The organism is Actinoplanes hulinensis (genome assembly GCF_019429605.1).
Lineage (GTDB): Bacteria > Actinomycetota > Actinomycetes > Mycobacteriales > Micromonosporaceae > Actinoplanes > Actinoplanes campanulatus.
On the sequence record NZ_JAHXZI010000029.1, the window covers coordinates 58,849 to 83,482 of the forward strand.

The 24,634-nt window shown below is 70.4% G+C and carries 20 protein-coding genes; 11 read left to right on the plus strand and 9 right to left on the minus strand.

Going from position 1 to position 24,634, the window contains the following annotated elements; translation table 11 throughout:
* Positions 1-33 precede the first annotated feature (33 nt).
* Positions 34-789, plus strand: a complete 756-nt coding sequence (locus tag KZ829_RS38345; RefSeq protein ID WP_220148741.1) for a formylglycine-generating enzyme family protein — start codon at positions 34-36, stop codon at positions 787-789.
* Positions 790-801: 12 nt separating this feature from the next.
* Here KZ829_RS38345 and KZ829_RS38350 read toward each other — a convergent pair whose 3' ends face one another.
* Positions 802-1,653, minus strand: a complete 852-nt coding sequence (locus tag KZ829_RS38350) for a LacI family DNA-binding transcriptional regulator (protein ID WP_220148742.1) — start codon at positions 1,651-1,653, stop codon at positions 802-804.
* A 2-nt stretch (positions 1,654-1,655) separates the two neighbouring features.
* On the minus strand, positions 1,656-4,100 hold the full coding sequence (locus KZ829_RS38355; RefSeq protein WP_220148743.1) for a glycoside hydrolase family 2 protein: 2,445 nt from the start codon (positions 4,098-4,100) through the stop codon (positions 1,656-1,658).
* A gap of 107 nt (positions 4,101-4,207) precedes the next feature.
* Between KZ829_RS38355 and KZ829_RS38360 the strand changes: the two genes are divergently transcribed.
* From KZ829_RS38360 to KZ829_RS38385, 6 genes are all read left to right on the plus strand, one after another.
* Positions 4,208-6,349, plus strand: a complete 2,142-nt coding sequence (locus tag KZ829_RS38360; protein WP_220148744.1) for an alpha-galactosidase — start codon at positions 4,208-4,210, stop codon at positions 6,347-6,349.
* Between the two features lie 386 nt (positions 6,350-6,735).
* Positions 6,736-7,071, plus strand: a complete 336-nt coding sequence (locus KZ829_RS38365; protein WP_220148745.1) for a hypothetical protein — start codon at positions 6,736-6,738, stop codon at positions 7,069-7,071.
* A complete protein-coding gene (locus KZ829_RS38370; protein WP_220148746.1) occupies positions 7,068-8,453 on the plus strand; it encodes an ROK family transcriptional regulator in 1,386 nt (461 codons plus the stop codon). The genes KZ829_RS38365 and KZ829_RS38370 overlap by 4 nt, the downstream gene beginning before the upstream one ends.
* A 123-nt stretch (positions 8,454-8,576) precedes the next feature.
* The gene (locus KZ829_RS38375; RefSeq protein WP_220148747.1) at positions 8,577-9,425 is read left to right on the plus strand and encodes a phosphotransferase family protein; all 849 of its coding nucleotides are present in this window, start codon (positions 8,577-8,579) and stop codon (positions 9,423-9,425) included.
* A 176-nt stretch (positions 9,426-9,601) separates the two neighbouring features.
* Complete coding sequence (locus tag KZ829_RS38380; protein ID WP_220148748.1) at positions 9,602-9,982, plus strand: arsenate reductase family protein; 381 nt, start codon at positions 9,602-9,604, stop codon at positions 9,980-9,982.
* A gap of 347 nt (positions 9,983-10,329) precedes the next feature.
* Positions 10,330-12,654: an isoamylase gene (locus tag KZ829_RS38385; protein ID WP_220148749.1), complete on the plus strand. Its 2,325-nt coding sequence runs from the start codon at positions 10,330-10,332 to the stop codon at positions 12,652-12,654.
* Positions 12,655-12,745: 91 nt separating this feature from the next.
* On the opposite strand, the gene KZ829_RS38390 is transcribed toward KZ829_RS38385, so the two are convergent.
* Complete coding sequence (locus KZ829_RS38390; protein WP_220148750.1) at positions 12,746-13,033, minus strand: chorismate mutase; 288 nt, start codon at positions 13,031-13,033, stop codon at positions 12,746-12,748.
* A gap of 111 nt (positions 13,034-13,144) precedes the next feature.
* Between KZ829_RS38390 and KZ829_RS38395 the strand changes: the two genes are divergently transcribed.
* The gene (locus tag KZ829_RS38395; protein ID WP_220148751.1) at positions 13,145-13,654 is read left to right on the plus strand and encodes a flavodoxin family protein; all 510 of its coding nucleotides are present in this window, start codon (positions 13,145-13,147) and stop codon (positions 13,652-13,654) included.
* Here the strand turns inward: KZ829_RS38395 and KZ829_RS38400 are convergent.
* Genes KZ829_RS38400 through KZ829_RS38420 form a run of 5 tightly spaced genes read right to left on the minus strand, consistent with a single transcriptional unit; the run spans position 13,643 to position 18,923 of the window.
* Positions 13,643-14,449 (minus strand): ABC transporter ATP-binding protein, encoded by an 807-nt coding sequence (locus KZ829_RS38400; protein WP_220148752.1) that lies wholly within the window; start codon positions 14,447-14,449, stop codon positions 13,643-13,645. The genes KZ829_RS38395 and KZ829_RS38400 overlap by 12 nt on opposite strands.
* Positions 14,446-15,291: an ABC transporter ATP-binding protein gene (locus KZ829_RS38405; RefSeq protein WP_220148753.1), complete on the minus strand. Its 846-nt coding sequence runs from the start codon at positions 15,289-15,291 to the stop codon at positions 14,446-14,448. The genes KZ829_RS38400 and KZ829_RS38405 overlap by 4 nt, the downstream gene beginning before the upstream one ends.
* Entirely contained in the window at positions 15,288-16,232 is a 945-nt protein-coding gene (locus KZ829_RS38410; RefSeq protein ID WP_220148754.1) for an ABC transporter permease, read from the minus strand. Before KZ829_RS38410 ends, KZ829_RS38405 begins: the two co-directional genes overlap by 4 nt.
* A 13-nt stretch (positions 16,233-16,245) precedes the next feature.
* Positions 16,246-17,235 carry an ABC transporter permease gene (locus tag KZ829_RS38415; protein ID WP_220148755.1) on the minus strand — a complete coding sequence of 330 codons (990 nt, stop codon included), beginning with the start codon at positions 17,233-17,235 and terminating at the stop codon, positions 16,246-16,248.
* A gap of 8 nt (positions 17,236-17,243) precedes the next feature.
* Entirely contained in the window at positions 17,244-18,923 is a 1,680-nt protein-coding gene (locus KZ829_RS38420) for an ABC transporter substrate-binding protein (RefSeq protein WP_220148756.1), read from the minus strand.
* 229 nt (positions 18,924-19,152) lie between these two features.
* Here KZ829_RS38420 and KZ829_RS38425 point away from each other — a divergent pair, with 229 nt between their 5' ends.
* Genes KZ829_RS38425 through KZ829_RS38435 form a run of 3 tightly spaced genes read left to right on the plus strand, consistent with a single transcriptional unit; the run spans position 19,153 to position 23,930 of the window.
* Positions 19,153-20,526 (plus strand): cellulase family glycosylhydrolase, encoded by a 1,374-nt coding sequence (locus tag KZ829_RS38425; RefSeq protein ID WP_220148757.1) that lies wholly within the window; start codon positions 19,153-19,155, stop codon positions 20,524-20,526.
* 33 nt (positions 20,527-20,559) lie between these two features.
* Positions 20,560-22,494, plus strand: coding sequence for a hypothetical protein (locus tag KZ829_RS38430; RefSeq protein WP_220148758.1), 1,935 nt, complete (start codon positions 20,560-20,562; stop codon positions 22,492-22,494).
* Between the two features lie 38 nt (positions 22,495-22,532).
* Positions 22,533-23,930 (plus strand): glycosyl hydrolase family 18 protein, encoded by a 1,398-nt coding sequence (locus KZ829_RS38435; RefSeq protein WP_220148759.1) that lies wholly within the window; start codon positions 22,533-22,535, stop codon positions 23,928-23,930.
* 4 nt (positions 23,931-23,934) lie between these two features.
* Here KZ829_RS38435 and KZ829_RS38440 read toward each other — a convergent pair whose 3' ends face one another.
* Complete coding sequence (locus KZ829_RS38440) at positions 23,935-24,348, minus strand: hypothetical protein (protein WP_220148760.1); 414 nt, start codon at positions 24,346-24,348, stop codon at positions 23,935-23,937.
* Between the last annotated feature and the right edge of the window lie 286 nt (positions 24,349-24,634).

Consider the following 24,634-nt stretch of genomic DNA (forward strand, 5'->3'; position numbering starts at 1 on the left):
TCATTTTCCGGCGGCCTGCTACCGTTCCGCGCCATGTGGAGCGAGGAGATCGCGGCCGGGCGCCCGGCGTGGCGGCACACCCCGTCCGGAGTGGTGTTCCGGGAGGTGCCGGGCGGCGTCTTCCGGATGGGCCTGTCCGATGCGGAGATCGACGCGGTGCGCGCCATCGACCGCGCCGGTGACACCGAGGACACGGTCGAACCGTTCCTGGCCGGTGCCGATGAATGCCGCCCGGTCCGCGAGGTGAAGGTGAAGCCGTTCCTACTGGCCCGGCACCCGCTGACCGTCGACCAGGTGCGGCACTGGCTGCCGGACTACGACGACTTCTACGCCCGCACGGGCACCACCACCGCGCGGCTGAGCGGCGACCTCGGCGACCTGCTGGCCGCCCTGCCCTTCCGCCTGCCCAGCGAGGCCGAATGGGAGTACGCGGCCCGCGCCGGAACCACCACGCTCACCTTCCGCGGCGACGCCAGGCCCGGCGAGGACCAGCTCCTCGACGACTTCGGCGACGAGGCCCGCACCGCCGTCGCGGAGAACCCGTTCGGCCTGGCCGGCATGGGTTCAGCCGGCGAACTCTGCGCCGACGTGTGGATCCCCGGGTTCGACGGCGCCCCGCTGGACGCGAGCCCCCGCACCGGCGACGGCCCCCTGACGGTCCGCGGCGGCGCGGCCGACCTCTACCCGTGGCAGGGCTGCGACGAATGGCTCCTGCTGCTCTCCGCCACCCGCTACGAACACGACTCCTTCACCGCGATCCGCCCGGCAGCGCCCCTGCCACCCCACTGACCGGCAGGCCGGTCAGGTGACGGCGACCGGGGCCGGGCCGGTGCTCTCTCGGCGGAGGACGCGGATCGGTGGGCCCGGGTAGTCGGCCGGCTGGACGCCGTCGAGGGTGGCGATGACCACGCGGGCCAGGCTCAGGCCGTGGTCGTGGACGTCGATGCTGAGCGCGGACAGCGGCGGCACGGCCAGCTCACACAGCGGCGAGTCGTCGTGGACCAGCAGGCTCACCCGCTCGGGGACCGGCACCCCGCTCCGGATCAGCTCCTGCTCGGCGGCGACCGCCATCACGTCGTTGTCGAAGATCACCGCGGTGGGCGGCGGCGAACCGGCCAGCAGGTCATGGACGCCACGCACCCCGGCCTCCGCCCCGTAGTCGCCCTCGACGATGCGCGCCTCGACGCCCTGCCGGGTGGCCGCCGCGTGCATCGCCGCCGTGCGGTCGGCCGTGTGCACCAGGTCGGCGGGCCCGCTGACCCGCCCGATCACCCGGTGGCCGAGCCCGGCGAGCATCTCCACGGCGACCGTCATGGCGCCGGCGTCGTCGGTGACCACCCGCGGAAAGGCCGCCGTGTCGGCCCGCCCGGCGAGCACCGCGGGCAGCCCCAGGCCGGCCAGGAACTCCGGCCGGGTGTCGTCGTGCACCAGGTTGACCACGACGACGGCCTGCACCGTCCGGTCGCCGGCCCAGCGCTGATAGGTGGCCAGCTCGGCCTCCAGATCCGGCACCACGAGCAGCAGCACGTTCGCCCCGTAGGGTGCGAGCGCCTCCTCCATGCCGGCGATCAGCTCCATGAAGAACGGCTCGACACCGACCCGGGCGGCGCTTCCGGTGAGCACCAGCCCGATCAGGCCACCCGGGGTGGGCATCGTCAGCCGACCTGCGCCGGAGCGTTGAGCGCGTTCGCCGACCGCAGCACCTCGGGCGCCGCGAACGCCTCGCCGTCGACGGTCGCGGCCGTGGTGACGGTGAACGTGTGCGTCTCCCCTGGCAGCAGGTCGACGAGCATGTCGTCGACGACGGCGTCGGGCGCGACCCGGTCGGCGAGCACGGCCACGTCCCGGGCGAACGATGCGGCGGTCACAGTGATCGAGTATCCGCCCTCGACGGCCACCGCGTGTGCCCGCACCGCCGCCGGGTCGTACCGCAGATCGAAGTCCTCGGCGAACAGGTGGGTGGCCCGCAGCCCACCGCTGTCGGCGACCAGCACCTCCCGGTCGGGCTCGGCGGCCGCGAGCAGGCCCGGGTCGACCTCGATCAGCCCGACCGACCGGGCCGGCACGTCCACCTCGGCGGTGACCTCGGCCAGCTCGGCGCCGTCGAAGCGGACCCGCCGCAGCCGGGCGCTGTCGCGCCACGGCTCATCGCGATCGTTGATCACGGCGAGCACGGTGCGGCCGTCACGCTCCTGGAAGGACAGCAGAACCGGGGCGTACGTGCGGCGCAGCGCGAACCAGGCCGGTTTGAGCCGTCCGGAACCGTCCACGACGGCCCACGAGGTGACCGGCCAGCAGTCGTTGAGCTGCCACAGGATGCTGCCCATCGTCCGTGGGGCGTGACCGCGCAGGTGGGCGACCGCATAGGCCGTTGCCCGTGCCTGGTTGAGCTGGGTGGCCCAGTGCCAGGCCGCGAAGTCGGACGGCACCGCCATGTGGTGGGCCAGCCCGCGGTCGAGCTTGCCGTTGCCGTCCTCCGCCTTCTGGTGCAGCAGGAAGGCTGCCGAATCCTTACGCAGATCCTCCGGCGCGAGCGTGGCGGTCAGCGTCGACCAGGCGGGCGGCGCCTGCCAGCCGAACTCGGAGCAGAACCGTGGCACGAAGTTGTCGTGGAAGCGGTAGTCCTCCCGGTTCCACGCCTCCCACTCGTGGCGGGTGCCGAACCGGTCGTCGTTGGGGTGCACCGCCTCGGGGTCGTGGCCGGGGCTGGACGGGCTGCCCGGGTGGTAGGGCCGGGTCGGGTCGAGCTCGGCCAGCAGCGCCGGGAAGTCCTCGTAGTAGTAGCGGGCGCCCCAGGTCGCGCCGTTCAGCGCCTCTTTCCACTGCCAGTCCTCGTGGCCCCAGATGTTCTCGTTGCCGCCGTTCCACAGGATCAGCGACGGGTGCGGGGCGAGCCGGGTCACGTTCTCCCGGGCCTCGGCGAGGATCTCCGACCGCATCGGCTCCTCCTCGCTGTAGGCCGCGCAGGCGAGCGGGAAGTCCTGCCAGACCAGCACGCCCCGCTCGTCGCAGACGTCGTAGAAGTCGTCGGACTCCCAGATGCCGCCGCCCCAGACGCGCAGCAGGTTGGCGTTACCGGCGACCGCGCGGTCCACGGCCGCTTCGAGACGCTCCCGGGTGATGCGGGTGAGCAGGTGGTCCTCGGGGATCCAGTTGAGCCCCAGGACGAAGACCTCCCGGTCGTTGACGATCAGCGTGAACCGGCTGCCGTGCTCGTCGGGGCTCTCGTCGAGCCGCACGTCGCGGAAGCCGACCCGGGTGCGGTGCTCGTCGAGCACGTGGTCGCCGGTGACGAGGGTGACCTCGACCGGCACCAGCGGCTGCTCGCCGAGGCCGACCGGCCACCACACCGGCGCGTCCGGCACATGCAGCTCCACGGTGGCCTGGTCGGCGACCACGTCGACCCGGGTGGTGTGCCCGGCGGCCGTCACCTCGACGGTCAACGGCGCGTCCGACGCCCGCTCGACGGCGACGTGCACGGTGAGCCGGTCACGGGTGGCCGACGGCCGCACCGACGCGAACCGGGCGGTGTGCCAGCGCTCCAGCCGGACCGGCTTCCAGATGCCGGCGGTCTGCAGGTCGGGGCCCCAGTCCCAGCCGAACGAGCAGGCCATCTTGCGCACCGCGTTGAACGGATGAGGGTACGGCCGGGGACGGGAGCCGGCCTGCTCCTCGAACCGCTCCGCGTGCTCCAGCGCCGAGTCGAACCGCACGCTCAACGGGATCTCCCCGTCGCGCAGCAGGTGCCGCACGTCGAACCGGTAGCCGCGGTGCATGTTGGCGGTCCGCCCGACCTCGGTCCCGTCGACCTCGACGGTCGCCACCGTGTCCAGCCCGTCGAAGACCAGGTCGACCCGCTCGCCGGGCGCGGCCGGGCCGGCCGTGAACGTGGTCTCGTAGAGCCAGGCGCTGCGGTGGAACCAGGCCAGCCCGGCCTCGTTGGCGCCCAGATAGGGGTCGGCGATCAGACCCGCCGTGAGCAGGTCGGTGTGGACGGTCCCCGGGACGGCGGCGGGCAGCCGCGACGCGGCGATCTCCGATGGGACCCGGCCACCCGCGGAACGGACGGTCCAGCCCTGGTGAAGGTCGGTCTTGAGCATCGGTGGTGCCCCCTGCGTGAGGAAAATCGGGTTGCCGTCGCGCCGCGGCTCCCACATTCTTAAGCAACTGAACGAAGTCCGTCAACGATGATCAGGCCGGAGGTCGGATGGCCGATTTCGTGCACCTGAGCGCCGCCGGCGTGAGCCTTGTGCTGGACTTTCGCGGCCCCTCGCTGCCAGCCGTCGTGCACTGGGGCGAGGCCCTGGGCGACCTCGGTCCCGAGGAACTGGCCGAGTTGGCGCTGGCCACAGAGCCACAGCCGATCGGGTTCTCCGCCGACACCCCGGTCCGCGTCTCCATCCTGCCCGAGCAGTCGGCCGGCTGGCTCGGTCATCCGGGTCTGGCCGGGCATCGCGACGGCACGGCGTGGTCCAGCGCGTTCACGGTGCGTGGCGTGGACCGGAGCGCTCTGGGCGTACGGGTGAGGGGTTTCGACGAGACCGCGGGCCTGGAGTTGGTGATCGAGATCGAGTTGCACCCGGCCGGGGTGTTGCGCGCTCGCGCGCGGCTGACCAGCACGGCGCCGGGCACCTACTGGCTCGATCATCTGACACTGTTCCTGCCGGTGCCGGCGGAGACCACCGAGTTGCTCGACTTCACCGGCCACCACCTGCGGGAACGCTCCCCACAACGGACCGCGTTCACGCACGGCCTGCGGGTCCGGGAGAACCGGACCGGTCGCACCGGCTACGACTCGCCCTATCTGCTCTGCGCGGGCACGGCCGGGTTCGGCAACCGGCACGGACGGGTCTGGGGTGTGCACACCGCGTTCTCCGGCAACTCGCGCACGGTCGCGGAGCGCAACTATCACGGGCATTCCGCGCTCGGCGGCGGTGAGCTGCTGCTTCCCGGCGAGATCGGGCTGCGCGAGGGCGGGTCCTACACGACCCCGTGGGTGTTCGCGGCCTTCGGCGCGCACGGGCTCGACTCGGTTTCGGAGCGTTTTCACAGCTACATGCGGTCCCGGCCGGGCCATCCCACCCGGCCACGCCCGGTCGTGGTCAACACGTGGGAGGCGGTCTACTTCGATCATGATCTGGGCCGGCTCACCGAGCTGGCCAAGGCGGCCGCGACCGTCGGCGCCGAGCGGTTCGTGCTGGACGACGGCTGGTTCGGGTCCCGCCGCGACGACACCTCCGGCCTCGGCGACTGGACGGTCTCGCCCGACGTGTGGCCGGACGGGCTCGATCCCCTGATAGGCGTGGTCCGTGACCTGGGCATGGCGTTCGGCCTCTGGGTCGAACCCGAGATGATCAATCCCGACTCGGACCTGGCCCGCGCCCACCCCGACTGGATCATGGCCGCCGGGGACCGGCTGCCACCGACGGCGCGATCTCAGCAGGTGCTCGATCTCCACAACCCTTCGGCGTACGGCTACGTGCGCGACCGGTTGGACGCGCTGCTCAGCGAGCACGACATCGGGTATCTGAAATGGGACCACAACCGCGACCTGGTCGACGCCGGCCATCCCGCGTCCGGGCGCGCCGGTGTGCACGACCAGACCCATGCCGTCTACCGGCTCCTCGACGAGCTGCGCGCCCGGCATCCCGGCGTGGAGATCGAGTCGTGCTCGTCCGGCGGCGGCCGCGTCGACTTGGAGATCCTGGCCCGCACCGACCGCATCTGGGCGTCCGACTGCATCGACGCCCACGAACGGGTGGCGATCCAGCGGTGGACCAGCCTGCTCGTGCCGCTGGAGCTGATCGGCTCGCACGTGGGCGCGCCACGCTCGCACACCACCCACCGTGAGCTGCCACTGGACATGCGCGCCGGCACCGCCATCTGGGGCCATCTCGGCATCGAATGGGACCTCACCAGGGCGACACCCGGGGAGCTGGCCCGGCTGGGCGAGTGGGTGGCCCTCTACAAAGAGGTCCGGTCGCTGCTGCACACCGGCACGCTGGTGCACGGGGACGTGGCCGATCCGGCGTATTCGCTGACCGGCGTGGTGTCCGAATCCGACGCCCTGTTCGCGGTCACCGCGACCGCCACCAGCGAGGCCTACCCACCGGGCGCCGTGGCCCTGCCCGGCCTCGACCCGGCCCGGCTCTACCACGTGCGACCACAGCCACCCGGCGACGTGCCCGACGGCAACGCCGCGGCCTGGGGCGCCGCCCTGCCGTGGTGCACACCCGCCGGCCTCCGGCTGACCGGCCGCGCCCTCGGCACGGCCGGCCTGCGGCTCCCGGTCCTCTACCCCGACCGGGTCCTGCTGATCCGCGTCACCCCGACCGGAGAACCGACGTGACGGTGGGTCATGCCGCCGGCTTCCTCGCCCGCCCGCTCGACGGCGGACCCGGAGCCTCAGCAGTTCACGCCGGGCACGGCCGGGCCATGAAGCCGTTGCGATGTCCAAGCCGATTGACGGCGGGCGGGATCGATGATCGAGTGACGGAATCCGTGTCTCGGACGTGCCGTGCCACGCCCCACGGCCGGGCGGGCGGGCGGGGTGGTGGCGCGATGACGGAGAGGTTCGGCGACTCGGTGGTGACTGCGTGAGGGTTGCCGGCTGCTGGTGGGTGAGTGCTCCCTGATGCTCGCGGGTGTGCGTAGCGCTGGGCGGGTGGGGTGCGTGCGGAGAAGTGTCGTACCTCTCGCCGATACTGGTCATGAGACGGACGGGGTGGTGGCGGTGTGAAGGCGATGCAGGCGTATCGGTTCGCGCTCGATCCCGATCGGATGCACGTGACCTTGCCGAGGCTGGGACGGCTCAAGGTGCACGAATCCGCTCGCCAGCCGGCGCGCGGGCCGGAGGCCGGCACCGCGCGGATCATGTCGGCGACGGTCCGCCGTGAGTGCGGCCGATGGTTCGTGTCGTTCACCGTCGAAGTCGAACGGTCAGTACCTGCCGCGGCCGAGCACCCGGAGTCGGTGAGCGGACCGGGGCGGGAGGCTGTGAAGCGTCGACCCGGCTCGGCGCGCGCCGGTCAGTCCGGGACCGCCCAACCGCAAGGCAGGGCTGCCGCATGAGCGCCAAGAAGAACTCGACGGCAACGGAAGCGATCGGTGACGCTACGCCGCCGGTGGGCCGGCCTGGCCGGGGGCGCCGTCCCGCGGCGCGGGAGAGCATCCTCGACGCGATCCGCGCCTCCGAGCCGCTGAGCCGCGTCGAGCTGGCCGCGATCACCGGGCTCACCGAGGCGGCCGTGTCGATGACCGTGCGCCGCCTCCTCAACGAGGGCCTGGTTGTGGAGACGGGCCGCGCCCCGACCGGCGGCAAGCCTCGCACTCTGCTGCGCCTGGACCCGGCCGCCCGCCTCGCCGTCGGCGTCCACCTGGACCGGGACGTCACCACGTTCGTCCTGACCGGCCAGACCGGCGGCGTCATCTCCCGCCTCGCCCGTCCCGCACCGCCCGGCGACCTGCTCTCCCATCTCGCCGACGGCATCGGCACCCTGCTGGCGGCCTCCGGCGTGGCCCGGGCCCGCTGCCTCGGGCTCGGCGTCGTCTGGCCCGGCCCCCGCAACGGCAACGTCCGCCGCACGCCTGACGCCGACACCCCAGCGGCCGAGGGCGGCGTACCAGGATTGCCCGACATTTCCCACTTCAGAGGCCCAGGAGCTCCGTCGGTCTCACTGAGCCCGGGGGCGGTGCCGCACGCGAGCGACGACGCCCATCCACGCGGTTGGGACGCGCCGCCGCACCTGCGGGGATGGGACGCCGACGAGCTCGGGCGGCGGCTGGTCGAGGAGAACGGCTGGCCGGTGCTGGTGGAGAACGACGCGACCGCCGCCGCCGTCGGTGAGTACTGGGTGGCGCGGGTCGGGCCGGAACAGGCGTTCGCGGCCCTCTACATGGGCAGCGGCATCGGCGCCGGGATCGTCGTCGAGGGTCGTGCGATGCGGGGCGGGCACGGTGCGGCGGGCGAGTTCGGCCACGTGTGCGTACAGGTCGATGGTCCGGAGTGCTGGTGCGGCAGTCGCGGGTGCCTGGAGATCCTGGCCGGGCCCCACACCGTCGTGACCGCGGCCCGCGCCGACGCCGCGGCGGCCGCGGAGGCCGGCCTCGACCAGACCACGCCGCGGAGCGTGGCCGCCGATTTCGCGGCGGTGGCACGGGCCGCGCGGGCGGGCGCTCCGCGCTGCCTCGCGCTGTTGGAGGATTCCGCACGGTATGTCGCGGCCGCCGCCGAGTCGGTGGTGAACCTGCTCGACATCGACCTGGTGGTGCTCACCGGCCCCGGTTTCGCGGCGGCGTCGTTCGTCTACGGCCCGGCCATCATGCGCCGCGTTCAGCCCGCGGACCGCCGCACCTGGCACCGCTCGGTGACAGTCACCGTCTCGCTGGCCGCCGCGACCGCCTCGGCGACCGGCGCCGCCGCCCTGGTCCTCCAGTCCCACCTGCGCCGCTGACCGTCCTCCGCCGGGCGCCGGAAGCCGATTGCCGGACGTCGGACGTCGGACGCCGGACGCCGGACGCCGGACGCGCAAACCTCGGCCGGTATGGGGTATCGGGCTGGTCCTAGGATGCGGACTGTGGACGGGGTGCTCGCAAGGCTCGCGCCGGAACAACGGGACCTCCTGCAGCGGTGGATCCCGGGCGTGGTGGTCGAGAAGGACCACAGCTGGGGCATCGTCGAGACCACCGTGCTGGAGATGACACGGGGTGACGCCCGCTTCATCGTCAAGGCGGGCGGCACCAGGGACCATCACATGGCCCGCGAGATCCACGCTCACCGTAACTGGCTGACCCCGTGGACGAGCCGGGAGAGGGCCGCGACCATGCTGCACGCCAGCACCCTGGCGAAGCTGCTGGTCACCACCTACCTGCCGGGCGTGTTGCTGCTGAACAGCGGCCACGCCACCGACCCGGCCGCGTTCCGCCAGGCGGGCGAGTTGCTCGCCCTGTTGCACGGCCAGACCGCGACCGTCGACGAGGGCTACGAGCAGCGCGAGAACGGCAGGTCGCTGACGCTGCTGGATGGGCCGCACCGCATCGCCCCACCGAGATCGCGGCGGCTACGAACGCTGATCGAAAGCTGGCCCGTCCCTCCGGCGACGGTCGTGCCGACACACGGCGACTGGCAGCCCCGCAACTGGCTGGTCCACGACGGCGTGGTCGGCGTCATCGACTTCGGCCGGGCGGCGCTGCGCCCCGCGTACACCGATTTCAACCGCCTGGTGGCCCAGGACTTCCGCGACGACCCCCGCTTGGAGCAGGCGTTCCTGGAGGGGTACGGCCGCGACCCGCGGACGGACGACGGATGGCGCCGCAGCCGTCTCCGGGAGGCGATCGCCACCGCGTGCTGGGCCTACGACAAGGGCATCGAGGATTTCGAGGCCCAGGGTCACCGGATGATCGACGAGGCGCTCACGGCGGTGTGACCGGCGCGAGCCCGCTGAGCACGTCGTCGGCGACGGACAGCAGCCGGTCGAGTTCGGCGGCGCTGCTCAGGCTCGGGTAGAGGTGCCTTAGTACTCGCCGAGGTCAAGATTCCGGCAAAGCCACAGCACGCGTACGGGAAACGGTCCGACGGGACGGCACGTGACAGGGTGAGCGAATGGAGATCTGGATCAACCCCGAGTGCTCGAAATGTCGGTCCGCCCTGTCGATTCTCGATGCCGAGCAGGCGCAGTACACCGTCCGGTACTACCTCGAAGACCCGCCGACGGTGCCCGAACTGACTGCCGTCCTCGCCAGGCTGGGGCTTGATCCCTGGCACATCGTCCGATCGGGTGAGCCGGTGGCGGCGGAACTCGGCCTGGCGGACTTGCCCCGGGACGAAGAGGCCCGATCGCGGTGGATCGAGGCGCTGGCCGCGCATCCGGTGCTGATCCAGCGGCCGATCATCACGGCGGACGACGGCACGGCCACCGTCGCCCGTACTCCAGAGGCGGTCAAGTCGACGCTGAGCGTGAATCGCGATGATCGTGTCCAGTGAAGCTGGACGGTGACGGCAACTTCTTGCAGATCCTGGCAGTAAATCCCTAAGCCTTAGCGCCCATTTGGCCACATTTTGGCGGTGCATCTTGTAGTCCGAGCCCTGAATGCCCGTTAACAATTCCGTCATCGGATGCTAGCGTCTCGGCAACATTGCAAGGATTTGCATCGATCACAGTCGGCAGAGGGGCGCCACTCACCGACTTCCTCGTACCACCCCGTCCCCACGAGGAGGTCTTCCGCAATGAATCCCCGCTCGCGCCCGATGCCGTCGGCATCAGGCCGAACCTCACCGCCGTCCCCTCCCGCCGGACCGTCACCGGCGCACGGCGTGGCTGAGGAGCCACGATGACGACACGAGACCCGGCCCGGCGCCTTGCCCTGGCCCTCGTCCTGCTCATCGGAACCACCGTGGCCCTGACCGGCGGCGTCGTCACCGCGCCACCGGCCCGGGCCGCGATCGACGCCCAGAATCTGGGAGCGCGCTACGACGGCACGGGCAGCAACATCACGTTCCGGGTCTACTCAGCGTCGGCCACCCGGATCGCGGTCTACCTCTACAGCGCCGCAACCGGCGCACAGGAAAAGGCCAGCTACGTCCTGACCGAGAACAGCGACACCTTCACCACCACCGTCAGCGTGGCCGACCTGGCCGCCCGCGGGATCACCGGCACGGTCTATTACGGCTACCGCGCCTGGGGGCCGAACTGGACCTACAACGCGGCCTGGACGAAGGGCTCAACGGCCGGATTCGGCTCCGACGTCGACTCCGCCGGCAATCGGTTCAACCCCAACAAGCTCCTGATCGACCCGTACGCCAGGGAGATCAGCCACGACCCGCTCACCCCGAGCCAGACCGGCGCGAGTGGATACCGCTCCGGCGCCAACCGCGCGACCGACACGGGCACGTTCGCCTCCAAGGGCATCGTCCTGCCCGCGTCGGCCGGCGTGACCGGCACGAAACCCACCAGGGCCTTCAAGGACGACATCGTGTACGAGGTGCACCTGCGCGGCCTGACCAGGAACGACTCCTCGATCGCCGCGGCCTATCGAGGCACCTACCGGGGTGCCGGGCTCAAGGCCGCGTACCTCGCGTCGCTGGGTGTGACCGCGGTGGAGTTCCTGCCGGTCCAGGAGACCCAGAACGACACGAACGACATCGACGCCACCGGCACCTCCGGTGACAACTACTGGGGGTACATGACCCTCAACTACTTCGCCCCCGACCGTCGCTACGCCTACGACAAGTCCCCCGGCGGGCCCACCGCGGAGTTCCAGGCCATGGTGAAGGCGTACCACGACGCCGGCATCAAAGTCCTCGTCGACGTGGTGTACAACCACACCGGCGAAGAGGGGGCGCAGGGCGACAAGAACACCTACAACCTGTTCTCGTGGCGCGGCCTCGACAACCCCACCTACTACTCACTGACCAGCGACCGGCAGAGTCCGTGGGACAACACCGGTGTCGGCGGCAACTACAACACCGCCAACCCGGTCGCGCAGAACCTCATCGTCGACTCGGTGGCCTACTGGAAGAACACGCTCGGCATCGACGGTTTCCGGTTCGACCTGGCGTCCGTCCTCGGTAATACCTGCCAGCACGGATGCTTCAACTACAACCGCACCAACGCCGGCACGGCCCTCAACCGCCTCGTCGCCGAAATGCCCGCCCGCCCGGCGAGCGGAGGTTCCGGTGTCGACTGGATCGCTGAGCCGTGGGCCATCGGTGGCAACAGCTACCAGGTCGGCAACTTCCCGGCCGGCTGGTCGGAGTGGAACGGCATCTACCGCGACACCGTGCGCCGCGACCAGAACAAGCTGGGTGTCGACGCGGTCACCCCGGGCGAGCTCGCCAATCGCTTTGCCGGATCTTCCGATCTCTACGGCGACGACGGCCGCCGACCATGGAACTCGGTCAACTTCATGGTCGCCCACGACGGGTTCACCCTCAAAGACCTGTACTCCTGTGCGGCGAAGAACAACAACCAACCCTGGCCGTACGGGCCGTCGGACGGCGGTTCCGACGACAACATCTCCTGGGATCAGGGCGGAGCGGCTGCCGACCAGCGAAAGGCGGCACGCAACGGTCAAGCGCTACTCCTGCTGTCGGGCGGCACGCCGATGATGACCGGCGGCGACGAGTATCTGCGCGGCATCAACTGCAACAACAACCCGTACAACCTCGACTCCAGCGCCAACTGGCTCACCTGGGCGCCCGGCACCGACCAGACGAACTTCGCCACCTTCACCAGCCGCCTGCTCGCGTTCCGCAAGGCACATCCCGCCCTGCGGCCGGTGAACTTCTACACCGCCACCGACACCAACGGGAACGGACTCGGCCAGTTGGACTGGTTCACGCCGGCCGGCACCACTCCGGACGCCGCGTACTGGGGGAATGCGAACAACCACGCACTGGCCTGGCGCATCGACGGCAGCGAGTTCGGTGACTCCGCGCCGGGCATCTACGTCGCCTACAACGGCTGGTCCGGCGACGTCAGTTTCACCCTGCCCGCACCACCCGCCGGCAAGCAGTGGTACCGGGTCACCGATACCTCCACCTGGGCCGAAGGGCCCAACCAGGTGGCCGGCCCGGGCGCGGAGGCCCTCATCGGCGGCGCCTCCACCGCGTACCAACTGCGCGCCCGGGCAGTACTTCTCCTCATCGCCAGGTAGCCCGGTGGCACCGCGGGACGGACACCCTCGACGCCCCGCGGTGCCACGTGCGCCGGGTGCGCGGGCGGCCGGCAGACTCCACGCCCCGCCGCTAGTCGTCGGCGAGATCCCGGCGCTCGGCCAGCTCCAGGTCGATGAAGGCGCTGATCATCGCCCGGTAGACCCGCTCAACGACCTCCGGGGAGCCGCCGGCCGCCACGGCCAGGCCGCGCACCCTGGCGATGACCTCCTCGACCCGGGCCGGCGCCCGAACCGCCTGCTCGTCGGTCTTCAGCGCAGCGGCACGCCGGACCAGCTGCTCGCGCGCGGCGAGCCGCCGCACCACCTCGGCGTCGATCGCGTCGATGGCTTGGCGGACTTCGGTGAGATCGGCATCCATGTCGGCCATCCTGCCAGCGGCCGTTCCGGGTAGGGCCGTCCGGCCCTGGCCGGAGGCGCCGCGCCGGGCGTCTACTGGCGAAAATGGACCCACCGCCGGGAGGGATCGGCCATGCGAGCGCTCGTCGTCTACGAATCCATGTTCGGCAACACGGCCGCGGTGGCGCAGGCGGTCGCTGAGGGGCTCGCCGGGCCGTTCGAGGTGACGCTCGCCGACGTGCACGAGCGGCCGTCGGTCACGGGCGTGGATCTGCTGGTGGTCGGCGCGCCGACCCACGCGTTCGGGTTGAGCCGGCCGTCGACCAGGGCGGACGCGGTCAAGCACGGCGAAATCCGGGCCGGGGCGCGGGAGACCGGCATCCGGGAGTATCTGGACGCCACTCCCCCGCTGGCCGGCCTGCCGGTGGCGGCTTTCGACACGCGGATGGACACCCGGTTCCCGACCGGCTCGGCCGCTCGCAAGGCGCTGCGCCGGCTGCACAGCCTGGGCGGGCAGCCGGTCATGCCGGCGGAGGACTTCCGGGTCGGCGGGATGACCGGCCCGCTGGTCGACGGCGAGATCGAACGCGCCCGTCGCTGGGCGCGGCAGGTCGCGGACCGGCACGCCGCCTCAGCGGCGTAGTTCCCCGAGACGGCGTTCCGGGTTGGGCGCGGCGTCGGCGAGCGTACGCGTGTACTCGTGCCGCGGGTTGAGGATGACCTCGTCGGCCGGTCCGTGTTCGACGACCCGGCCCTGGTAGAGGACGAGGATCTCGTCGGAGAAGTGGCGCGCGGTGGCCAGGTCGTGGGTGATGTAGAGGACGCCCAGGTCCTCCTCCCGTTGCAGGGTGGCGAGCAGGTTGAGCACGCCGAGCCGGATCGACACGTCGAGCATGGAGACGGGTTCGTCGGCGATCAGGACGCCGGGTGACGGTGCGAGGGCGCGGGCGATGGCGACGCGCTGCCGCTGGCCGCCGGAGAGTTCGTGCGGGCGGCGGCGGGCGAAGTCGGCGGCCGGTGTGAGGCGGACCCGTTCGAGCAGGCGCAGCACCCGCTGGTGGACTTCGGCGTCACTGAGGCCGCGCTGGTGCAGCCGCACCGGCCGGGTGAGATGGTGCTCCACGTCGTGGAACGGGTTCAGCGACGCGAACGGATCTTGAAAAACCATCTGCACGGTACGCCGATAGCGCGCGAGTGCGGAGCCACGGCGGGCCACCGGTTCGCCGTCGAGCAGGATGTGCCCGGAGGTGGGCTGTTCGAGCTGTAGCAGCAGGCGGGCGATGGTGGACTTGCCGCTGCCGCTCTGCCCGACCAGTGCCACGGTGCGCCCGTGGTCGAGGGTGAAGCTGACGTCGTCGACGGCGCGCAGCGTACGCGTACGCATGCCGTGCCGTAGGCGATAGTCCTTGCTCAGCCCCCGCACTTCGAGGGTGGTCATGACATCCCCTCCGGAGCGAGACGGATGAAGGAGCCGCGGTCGCCCGTGAGGCTGGGGAACGACGCGAGCAGCTGTTTCGTGTAGTCGTGGCGGGGTTCGGTGTAGAGCTGGTAGGCGTCGCCGAGTTCGGCTATCGCCCCGTCGCGCATGACCGCGATCCGGTCGCTGATCTCCAGCAGCAGCGGCAGGTCGTGGGTGATGAAGACGACGGCGAAGCCGTGTTCGTCGCGCAGCCGGGTGAGTTCGCGGAGGATCTCGCGTTGAACGACGACGTCGAGGGCGGTGGTCGGCTCGTCCATGATCATGATCTGTGGTTCCAGGGCCATCGCCATCGCGATCATGACGCGCTGCCGCATGCCGCCGGACAGCTCATGGGGGTACGAGGTGAGCCGCCCCCGGTCCACGCCGACGGATTCGAGCAGGTCGCCGCAGCGCAGGCGGCGGTCGCGGCGGGACATGGCGGGCCGGTGGGTGGTGAAGATGTCCTCGAACTGGTCGCGGATCGAGATGACCGGGTTGAGGGAGTTCATGGCGCCCTGGAACACCATGGAGATCTTGTCCCAGCGGGCGGCCCGCAGGTCCTCCGGGCTGAGATCACCCCAGTCGATGTCGCCGCCGTCGCGGGCGTGGAAGACCGCCCGCCCCGACGTGATCATGGCGGGTGGTTTGAGCAGGCGCACGATCGCGTAGGCGAGGGTGCTCTTGCCGCAGCCGCTCTCCCCCGCGAGGCCGAGCACCTCGCCGCGCCGCAGGGTCAGCGACACGTCCCGGACGGCGTGCACGACCGGGTCGACCAGGTAGTCGACGCTGAGGTTCTCGATGGTCAGGACCGGTTCGCTCACAGCGTCGACTCCTTGGCCCTACGGATCTGCTCGCGCGACATCCGCCAGCCGCGGCGGGCGCCCCGGGTCTGGTTGCGCAGCTTGGGGTTGATGATCTCGTCGATCGAGAAGTTGATCAGGGACAGGGCCGCGCCGAAGAGGGCGAGCATCAGCCCCGGGGGCACGAACCACCACCATGCGCCGAGCCGCAGGGCGAGCCCGTTCTGCGCGTAGTACAGCATGGTGCCCCACGTGAAGGACTCGGTGGCGCCCAGGCCGAGGTAGGAGAGGCCGGCCTCGCCGAGGATGGCGAAGATGACCGCGAAGACCACCTGGGAGGCGAGCAGCGGGATGAGGTTGGGCAGGATCTCGACCAGCAGGATCCGCCATCGTCTTTCCCCGGCGACCCGGCTGGCCAGCACGTAGTCACGGCTGCGCAGGCTGAGGGTGGAGCCGCGCAGCACCCGCGCGGACCCGGCCCAGCTGGTGATCGCCAGGACGATCGCGACGAGCAGGAGGCTGCGTTCGGCGACGTAGGCCGAGATGACGATCACCACGGGCAGCCCGGGGATGACCAGGACGACGTTGGTGAACAGGGAGAACGCCTCGTCGAGCCAGCCGCCCGCATACGCCCCGACGATGCCGAAGAAGCCGGACAGGATCAGGGTGAGCAGCCCGACGACGGCGCCGACGATCAGCGAGCCGCGGGTGGCGTAGGCGAGCTGGGCGAGCACGTCCTGGCCGGTCTGGGTGGTGCCGAGCAGGTGGTCGGCGCTGGGTGGGGTGAGGCCGATGTCGTCGATCTTGGCCGGGTCCTGGACGAGCAGCGGCCCGATCAGCCCGAACAGGGTGATGAGCCCGGCGATGATCAGGCCGGACGCCAGTTTGCCGGTCATCGGCGGCAGGCTGGGGCGGCGGCGTGGGACGGCGAGGTTCACGGTGACGGTGTCGGCGGTGGCCATGGCGTTCCCTTCCTCAGCCCCGGGCCCGGATGCGCGGGTCGATGACCGAGTACAGGAGGTCGACCAGCAGGTTGGCGCCCAGTACCGACAGCGTGATGATCAGGAGGATGCCCTGCATGAGGGCGTAGTCGTTGCCGCCGACCGCCTGGAGCAGCGCCGACCCGATGCCCGGGTAGGAGAACACCGCCTCGGTGATGATCGATCCGGCGACCACGAAGCCGAGCGAGATGGCGAACCCGGAGATGGACGGAAGGACGGCGTTGCGGGCCGCGTACCGCATCATGATCCGCCGGGAGCGCAGGCCCTTGGCCTCCGCCGTGACCATGTAGTCGTCGGACAGGGTGGAGACCATCATGTTGCGCATGCCGAGCATCCACCCGCCGATGGACGACAGGATGATGGTGAGCGCCGGCAGGGTGCCGTAGTAGACGACCGAGGCGAGGAACGGCCCGTTCCAGCCGGGGGTGACGTTGTAGACGTCGTAGCCGCCGTTGAGCGGGAAGACCGGCCAGACGCTGCCGAGCAGGAAGAGCAGGATCAGGGCCAGCCAGAAGTAGGGCACGGACTGGAACATCGTGGTGACCGGGATCAGGTTGTCCATCCACGAGCCCCGCTTCCAGCCGGCGAGGGTGCCCATGCCCACGCCGGTCAGGAAGGAGATGATCGTGGCCAGCCCGATCAGCCCGATCGTCCAGGGCAGGGTCTGCCCGATGATCGAGCTGACCGGGGCCGGGAAGAAGACCAGGGAGACGCCCAGGTCCCCGTTGGCCAGTCCCGCGAGGTAGTCGCCGTACTGGGCCCACAGCGGCCGGCTCGAGTCGGTGCCCAGCATCGCCTCGATCGCCTCCCGGGACTCCGGCGTGACCGGCCCCTTCTGCCCCAGCTTGGCCAGCATGATCTCGACGGGGTCGCCGGGCATCATGCGGGGGATGAGGAAGTTGAGGGTCAGCGCCGCCCAGAGGGCGACCAGGTAGAACCCGAGTTTGCGGGACAGGTAGCGCATCGGCCGGGCTACTTCGCCGGCGTGATGTTTGCCAGGACGATGCCGTTGTCCCAGATCTTCCAGGAGGCGGGCAGCGCGTACTTGTTGTCGTTGCTGGGCCAGCCGGTGGCACGGCTCGTGTTGAACTCGGTGAGCAGCGAGTTCACATAGATCGGGATGTACGGCAGGTCCCGTACGATCTCGGTTTGAATGGCCTTGTACTGCTCCTTCTGGATGGCCTCGTCGTTGGTGCCGGCCGCCACCGCGATCGCCTTGTCCACCGTGTCGTTGTGGTAGCGGGCGAAGTTTCCGCTGGTCCGGGCGCTCTCACCGACCTTGGCGGTGGTTCCGCTGGCGTATTTCGGCTGGTAGATGTGGTACGGGTTGGAGTTGGCGCCCAGCCCGATGGAGTCCAGTGAGAGCTGGTAGCGGCCCTGCACCTGGTTGTTGTTCCACTCGTTCCAGGACAGCTGGGTCGGCTTGAGCTCGATGCCGACCTCCTTGAGCTGCTGGGCCATCGTGTCGTTGAGCGAGATGTAGTCGCTCCAGCCGCTCACCGTCTGGATGGTCATCGACAGCCGCTCGCCGCCCTTGGCGCGGATGCCGTCGGCGCCCTTGGCCCAGCCGGCCGCGTCGAGGATCTGGTTGGCCTTCGCGGCGTCGGCGGTGCCCGGGATGGTCTGCTGGGACGGATCGGCGATCCATTTCTGGTCGCGCTCGGGCAGCAGCATGGTGGGCGAGGCGGTGGCCGCGTACCCGCCGCCGGCCAGCTTGTTGAGCTGCTCGCGGTTGATGGCGTGGTAGATGGCCTGCCGCACGGCGGGGTCGGTCTGCGGGCCCTTGCAGCCGTACTCGGTGCCCGAGCAGGTGAAGATCGACGTCGTCATGGTGGGCGTGTTCACATACGACAGGTCCTTGTGGTTCTTCAGCAGCTGGTCGAGGCCGGGCAGGTAGGAGCTCATCCAGTCGACCTGGCCGGCGGTCAGCGCGGCGCTCGCGGCGTCGGCGGTGGCCAGCGAGATGTAACGCACGTTCTGGATCTGCGGCTTGCCCGGCTGCCAGTAGTTCGGGTTCTTCTCGATGACGAAGCTCTGCGCCGAGAAGGACTTGAGCTTGAACGGGCCGGTGCCGACCGGGTTCTGGTTGATCGTCTTCTCGGGGTCGGGGATCTTGCTCCAGATGTGTTCGGGGATCATCGGGGTGTGGCCGATGATGGCCGCCTCGTCGGTGAACGACTTGGCCCCGAAGGTGATCACCGCGGTCTTGTCGTCCTTGGCCACCGAACTCGTGATGTCGAGGTTGGTGGCGTTGATCGCCTTGGTGCGCTTGATCAGGTCGAAGGTGAAGGCCACGTCCTTGGCGGTGAACGGCTGCCCGTCGGACCACTTGACACCCTCGCGGGCGGTGACGGTCAGCTCGGTGCCGTCGGTGTTCCACGAGTAACCGGTGGCGAGCATCGGCTGGGGCGGCGCGTCGTTGGCCAGGTTGTACCAGAACAGGGCCTCGTACATGGTGCCGTTGGTGGGTTGCAGCTGAGTCGGTGAGAACGGGTTCCAGTTCTCCACGATGGCGCCGTTCGCGCCGTTGAACACGGTTATCGAGCTGTCGGCGGTGCCGGACTTCTCCTCGCCGTCGCTGCCGGTGCAGCCGGCCAGCAGGAGTGCCGCGGCGGCCGCGGCGAGGATCCGGCGTGTGCTGGGGATGGACATCGTCGAGTTCCTCCGCGAGTGGGGGTGCGCGGACCATCCGCTGCCCGGGCCGGGAAGCAGGGATCGTCTTCGATGCTGATCATTATTAAGCGGCTTAAGTTTGCGGTGTCAAGGCCGACTTGCATCGACCATGATCGACTGAGATCCTGGCTTGACCCACTTAGTTAAGTCCTTTTAGATTCTCCCCCGCAAGCCCCCGTTCCTCATCCCCGTCCCCCGGAGGATCCCCATGAGAGCGAAATGGTGGGGCGGCCTCGCAGCCGTCCTGACGACCGCCGCGGCAGTCCTGACCCTGGCCCAGCCCGCCCAGGCCGCCGCCGGTTTCACCGTCTCCGGCACCCGCATCCTGGATGCCAACGGCAACACGTTCCTGATGCGTGGCGTCAATCACGCGCACACCTGGTACGCGGGCCAGACCAGCACCTCACTGGCGAACATCAAGGCCCTCGGCGCCAACACGGTCCGCGTCGTGCTGGCCAGCGGCCAGCGCTGGACGGCCAACCCCGCCTCGGACGTCACCACCGTGATCAGCCAGTGCAAGGCCAACCGGCTGATCTGCGTGCTCGAGGTGCACGACACGACGGGTTACGGCGAACAGTCCGGCGCCGCCACCCTGGCCCAGGCCGTCGACTACTGGATCTCCATCAAGAGCGCCCTGACCGGCCAGGAGAACTTCGTCATCCTCAACATCGGCAACGAGCCGTACGGCAACGGCACCGCGTCCGCCAACTGGACCGCCGACACCAAGTCGGCCATCACCCGCCTGCGCGCCGCCGGCTTCCAGCACCAGATCATGGTGGACGCGCCGAACTGGGGACAGGATTGGCAGTTCATCATGCGTGACAACGCCGCCTCGGTGTTCGCCGCCGACCCGCAGCGCAACACCGTCTTCTCGATCCACATGTACGGCGTCTTCGACACCGCCGCCGAGATCAACGACTACCTGGGCCGGTTCCAGTCGGCCAACCTGCCGATCGTGGTCGGCGAGTTCGGGCACGACCACTCCGACGGCAACCCCGACGAGGACACCATCCTCGCCACCGCCCAGCAGCGGGGCATCGGCTACCTCGGCTGGTCCTGGTCCGGCAACGGCGGCGGCGTCGAGTACCTGGACATGGTCACCAGCTTCAACCCGGCGCAGCTGACCAGCTGGGGCCAGCGGATCTTCAACGGCGCCAACGGGATCAAGGCCACCGCGAAGGAGGCCACGGTGTTCGGCGGGGTGTCGCCGTCGCCGTCGGTCAGCTCGTCGTCGGCCTCGCCGTCGCCGTCGCCGAGCACCAGCACCCCGCCGCCGTCCGGCGGCTGCACCGCCACCTACGCGATCAGCAACCAGTGGGGCGGCGGCTTCCAGGGCACGGTCACCGTCAAGGCCGGCAACAGCGCCATCACCGGCTGGACCGTGACCTGGACCTGGCCCAACGGGCAGCGCTTCACCAACACCTGGAACACCACGGTCACCACCTCCGGGGAGACGGTCACCGCCCGCAACGCGCCGTACAACGGCACGCTCGCCGCGGGCGCCACGACCAGCTTCGGGTTCACCGCCTCCAGCGGGGCGACCAACGCCGTACCGTCCCCGGTGAGCTGCGCGGCCTCGTAGACTGACGGGCGCCGATGTGGAGGTGCCGCCGGGGTGGAAGCCGTCGCTGTCGGGGTCCGGAGAGGCCCGAGTTCCTACCTGGCCCGCCTGCGCCTCGACCGGGCCACGGTGGAGACCAGGTTCGGGCTCCGGTTCGAAACCGTCGACGACGATCTCGGCCCGGCGGCACTCGCCCTCATCCGGCTGGCCGGCGGCGACCTGATCGGTTTCGGTCGCCTGCAATACGACGCCGAGCCGGGGGTCGAGGTCGTGCACTACACGGCCCGGCCCCCGCGCGAGGTGGTCGCCGAGTTGCTCGCCGAGTCCGGCCTCACCCACCAGGACCTGAGCTGGATGAGCGGCGGGCTGCCCGGCGCCGAGTTCGAGCCGGTCGCCCGGTCGGTCACCGAAGCGATCCTCTACCTCACCGGCGATCCGGACGGCGAGGTTCGGATCACGACCGACCGGACCGAGGTCCGGCGGGGCGAGCGCACGGTCCTGGTCGACCCCGCCTCGGACGGGCTGCTCGACGCCGCCCAGTGGCAGGAGCACTCCCGCCGGTGCGCCGGCCGGGCCGCCGAGATGCTGCGGGTGTTCGGTGAGCGCCGGCCCACCGCCGCCGAGCACGAGCGGGCCCGCCACCTGCTGGAGTGCGCCGTCGACTGTGCGGCCGAGGTGGCCCGGCTCGTGCCCGCCGGGACCGGGCAGGTGCCGGTGCGCCATCTCTGGACGGCCGACGGCCTCCAGGCCCTCCGACAGCGGGCGGCGGACTTCGGCGTACCCCGCATTGATCGTGAGCTGGCGCGGCGCCGCCTGGATCTCGCCGAGTTCGTGGCGGTGTTCGGACCGCCGCCGGTGGACCGCACCGCCCCGATGAATCCGCCGCTGGCCCGGTCCGGCTCCGACGCCAGCATGTTCCTGGACTTCCAGGAGTGCCGCTGCGGCGGCAAGCTGCTGTCCTTCGGCGAGCGCAGCCTGCCGGCGGGCGACCACGAGGTGCTGACCGTCAAGGCCCGCTGCGTCCGCCGGGTCTGGCACCGCTTCCGGTTCCGGTTCACCGTCCGCCCCGGCACGCTGGGCACCGCCCGCTGGCAGATGTCCCTGCGCGGCGAGCCGTCGCACCTGGTCGATCCCGGTCAGTGGCTGGTCATGGCGACGGTCTACGCGGCCGGCGACCAGCAGGCCCACGCGATGAACATGAAACTGGCCGCCTCCTCGGTCGAGGAGGCGATGCTGTTCGTGCCGCCCGGCGCCGACGCCGTCCCGGAGGAGGAGATCCGCAGCCGGCACGGACAGGAGATGCTCGCCGTCGAGCCCGACCGGTTCCGGTGGCCGTGGTTGCTCGCCGCCCGCGACGACTACCTGGCGGCGTCCGGCCCGGAGGATCCCGGCCCGGAGCTCCACCCGCTGCCGGCCCGCGGCGTCACCGAGGCTCTGATGTTCATGGACCTGCACCGGTGCGAGTGCGGCACGGCCGAGTTCCACCGGCAGGTGCAGGAGCGCGGCGGCGACCCAGCCCGGCTCACGCTGCGCTACCACGGCGTCTGCCTGGCCTGCCGGCGCGAGCGCGCGTTCGTCTTCACGGTGCCGCGCGACGACCCCGACCCGGACCCTCTGGGGTACGGGCTGAGCATGCCCGGCGACGGGCCGTCCGCCCTGCTCGACGCCGGTCAGCTGTGGATGATCGGCGAGATGAACGCGGAGCGGGCGAACCAGCTCGAGCACGCGGCCGCCGGCGACTGGGACGACGACAGTTGGGAGGCGATGCTGGCCGCGCTGGCCACGTCGGTCGCCGTCTACGACGAGTTGCTGGCCCTGCTGCCGCCGGGAGCGGGCGCGATACCGGACGGCGAGTTCCGCACCCCGGCCGGCCGCTCGCGGCTGCGCTACCTGCCGGAGTCGTTCGCCCGCGGCCATCTGTCCGCCGAGCGCGCCCGCCGCCGCCACCGGCTCGACGAATTCCTGGCCACCGTCCCGGAACCAGACTGACTCTTTACTTCTTCAGTAAACAGTCTTAATAATTGCGCATGCGTCGATCCGTGGTTCTCTCCGTGGCGGCTGTCGTGGCCGCCGCGTGCTCTGCCGTATATGTGGCCTCCACCGCCAGCGCCGCCGCCGCGTGCGCGCCCGCCTGGAGCGCCTCCGCCGTCTACGTCAAGGACAACGTCGCGTCCAAGGGCGGCAACAACTACACCGCCAAGTGGTGGACCCAGGGCGAGGATCCGGCCGTCAAGAGCGGCCAGTGGGACGTCTGGATCAACAACGGCGCCTGCGGCGGTGTGGTGAACCCGTCCCCGTCGTCCTCCCCCACGACATCCCCGTCCCCCTCGGCGTCACCGTCGCCGTCGACGTCGCCGTCCCCCTCCACCTCGCCGAGCACCCCCATCCCCGTCGGCGGGCTGCCCAAGCACGCCCTCATCGGCTACCTGCACGCCAGCTTCGCCAACGGCGCCGGCTACCTGCGGATGGCCGACGTGCCGGCCGAGTGGGACATCATCAACCTGTCCTTCGGCGAGCCGACCAGCGCCACCTCCGGCGACATCCGGTTCACCCTCTGCCCCGCCACCGAGTGCCCGGGCGTCGAGACCGAGGCCGAGTTCATCGCCGCGATCAAGGCGAAGCGGGCGGCCGGCAAGAAGGTGCTGCTCTCCATCGGCGGCGCCAACGGCCAGGTCCAGCTCACCACCACGGCGGCCCGCGACAGGTTCGTCAGCTCGGTCAGCGCGATCATCGACAGATACGGGCTGGACGGCGTCGACATCGACTTCGAGGGCCACTCGCTCTCGCTCAACACCGGCGACACCGACTTCAAGAACCCCACCACGCCGGTCATCGTCAATCTGATCAGCGCGATCAAAACCCTCAAGACACGGTACGGAGCGGGCTTCGTCCTCACGATGGCGCCCGAGACGTTCTTCGTCCAGCTCGGCTACCAGTACTACGGCTCCGGACCGTGGGGCGGCCAGGACCCGCGGGCCGGCTCCTACCTTCCGGTCATCTACGCGCTCCGCAACGACCTCACGGTCCTGCACGTCCAGGACTACAACTCCGGCTCGATCATGGGCCTGGACAACCAGTACCACTCGATGGGCGGCGCCGACTTCCACATCGCCATGACCGACATGATGCTGGCCGGGTTCCCGGTGGCCGGCAACACCGCGAACATGTTCCCGGCGCTGCGCGAGGACCAGATCGCGTTCGGCGCGCCCAGCTCGGTCAGCGCGGGCAACGGCTACGTCGCACCGGCCGGCGTTCAGCAGGCCGTCAACTGCCTGGTCAAGGGCGCCAACTGCGGTGGTTACACGCCGCGCAGCGGGCTCAACCCGAACTTCCGCGGCCTGATGACCTGGTCGATCAACTGGGACCGGTTCTACAGCTGGGAGTTCAAGAACAGCCACGAGCCGTTCCTGAACGCCCTGGGCTGACGTCTCACCGGGGCTTCAGGGCGTACGCCTGGATGGCGGCGAAGGCGGCGACGACCGCTGCCTGTGCCGCCATCCACACCTGGCCCAGCGTGGTCGCCTCCACCGCGCCGGTGCCGAGCACGACGACACTGAGCAGTACCCAGACGACGTTGACCGCGATCAACACCCGGACCGCGGCGCGGCTGACCACCGGGCGGGTCGCGATCACTCCGACCCCGATGGCGAACACCGTCAGGAACGCACCGACCCAGCGCTGCACGGAGACCGGATAGCCGAGAACGTCGGTCAGCACACCGGCCAGCACCAGGTAGGCGATGCCGTTGACGCCGGTGACCACGGCATCCGCTTTCAGCACGAACCGCAGCAACGCATCGCTGGTCGCCGTGGCCGTGGCCGGAATCTGCTCGGAGACTCGCATTGGTCCTCCCTTTCACGTTGACGAATGTCGTTGAAAGGGACGCTAACGACGCTGTGCCGGACACACGATTACCTCGGAGGTAACGGTTCCGCTCCCTTCCCGGTACGCGTGGCCTCGTCCCGTAGGTGGGCTCGCACGAATGACATCACGTGCGCGGCCACCACGGCTGAATGCGATGTAGGCGCACACGATGCCGCCATCGTGTGCGCTCACCCACCCTCGTGGAACGCGACCGGCGGCACCGGAGGGAGTGACGGTCCGCCCGGCCACCGATCTCAGCCCGGCG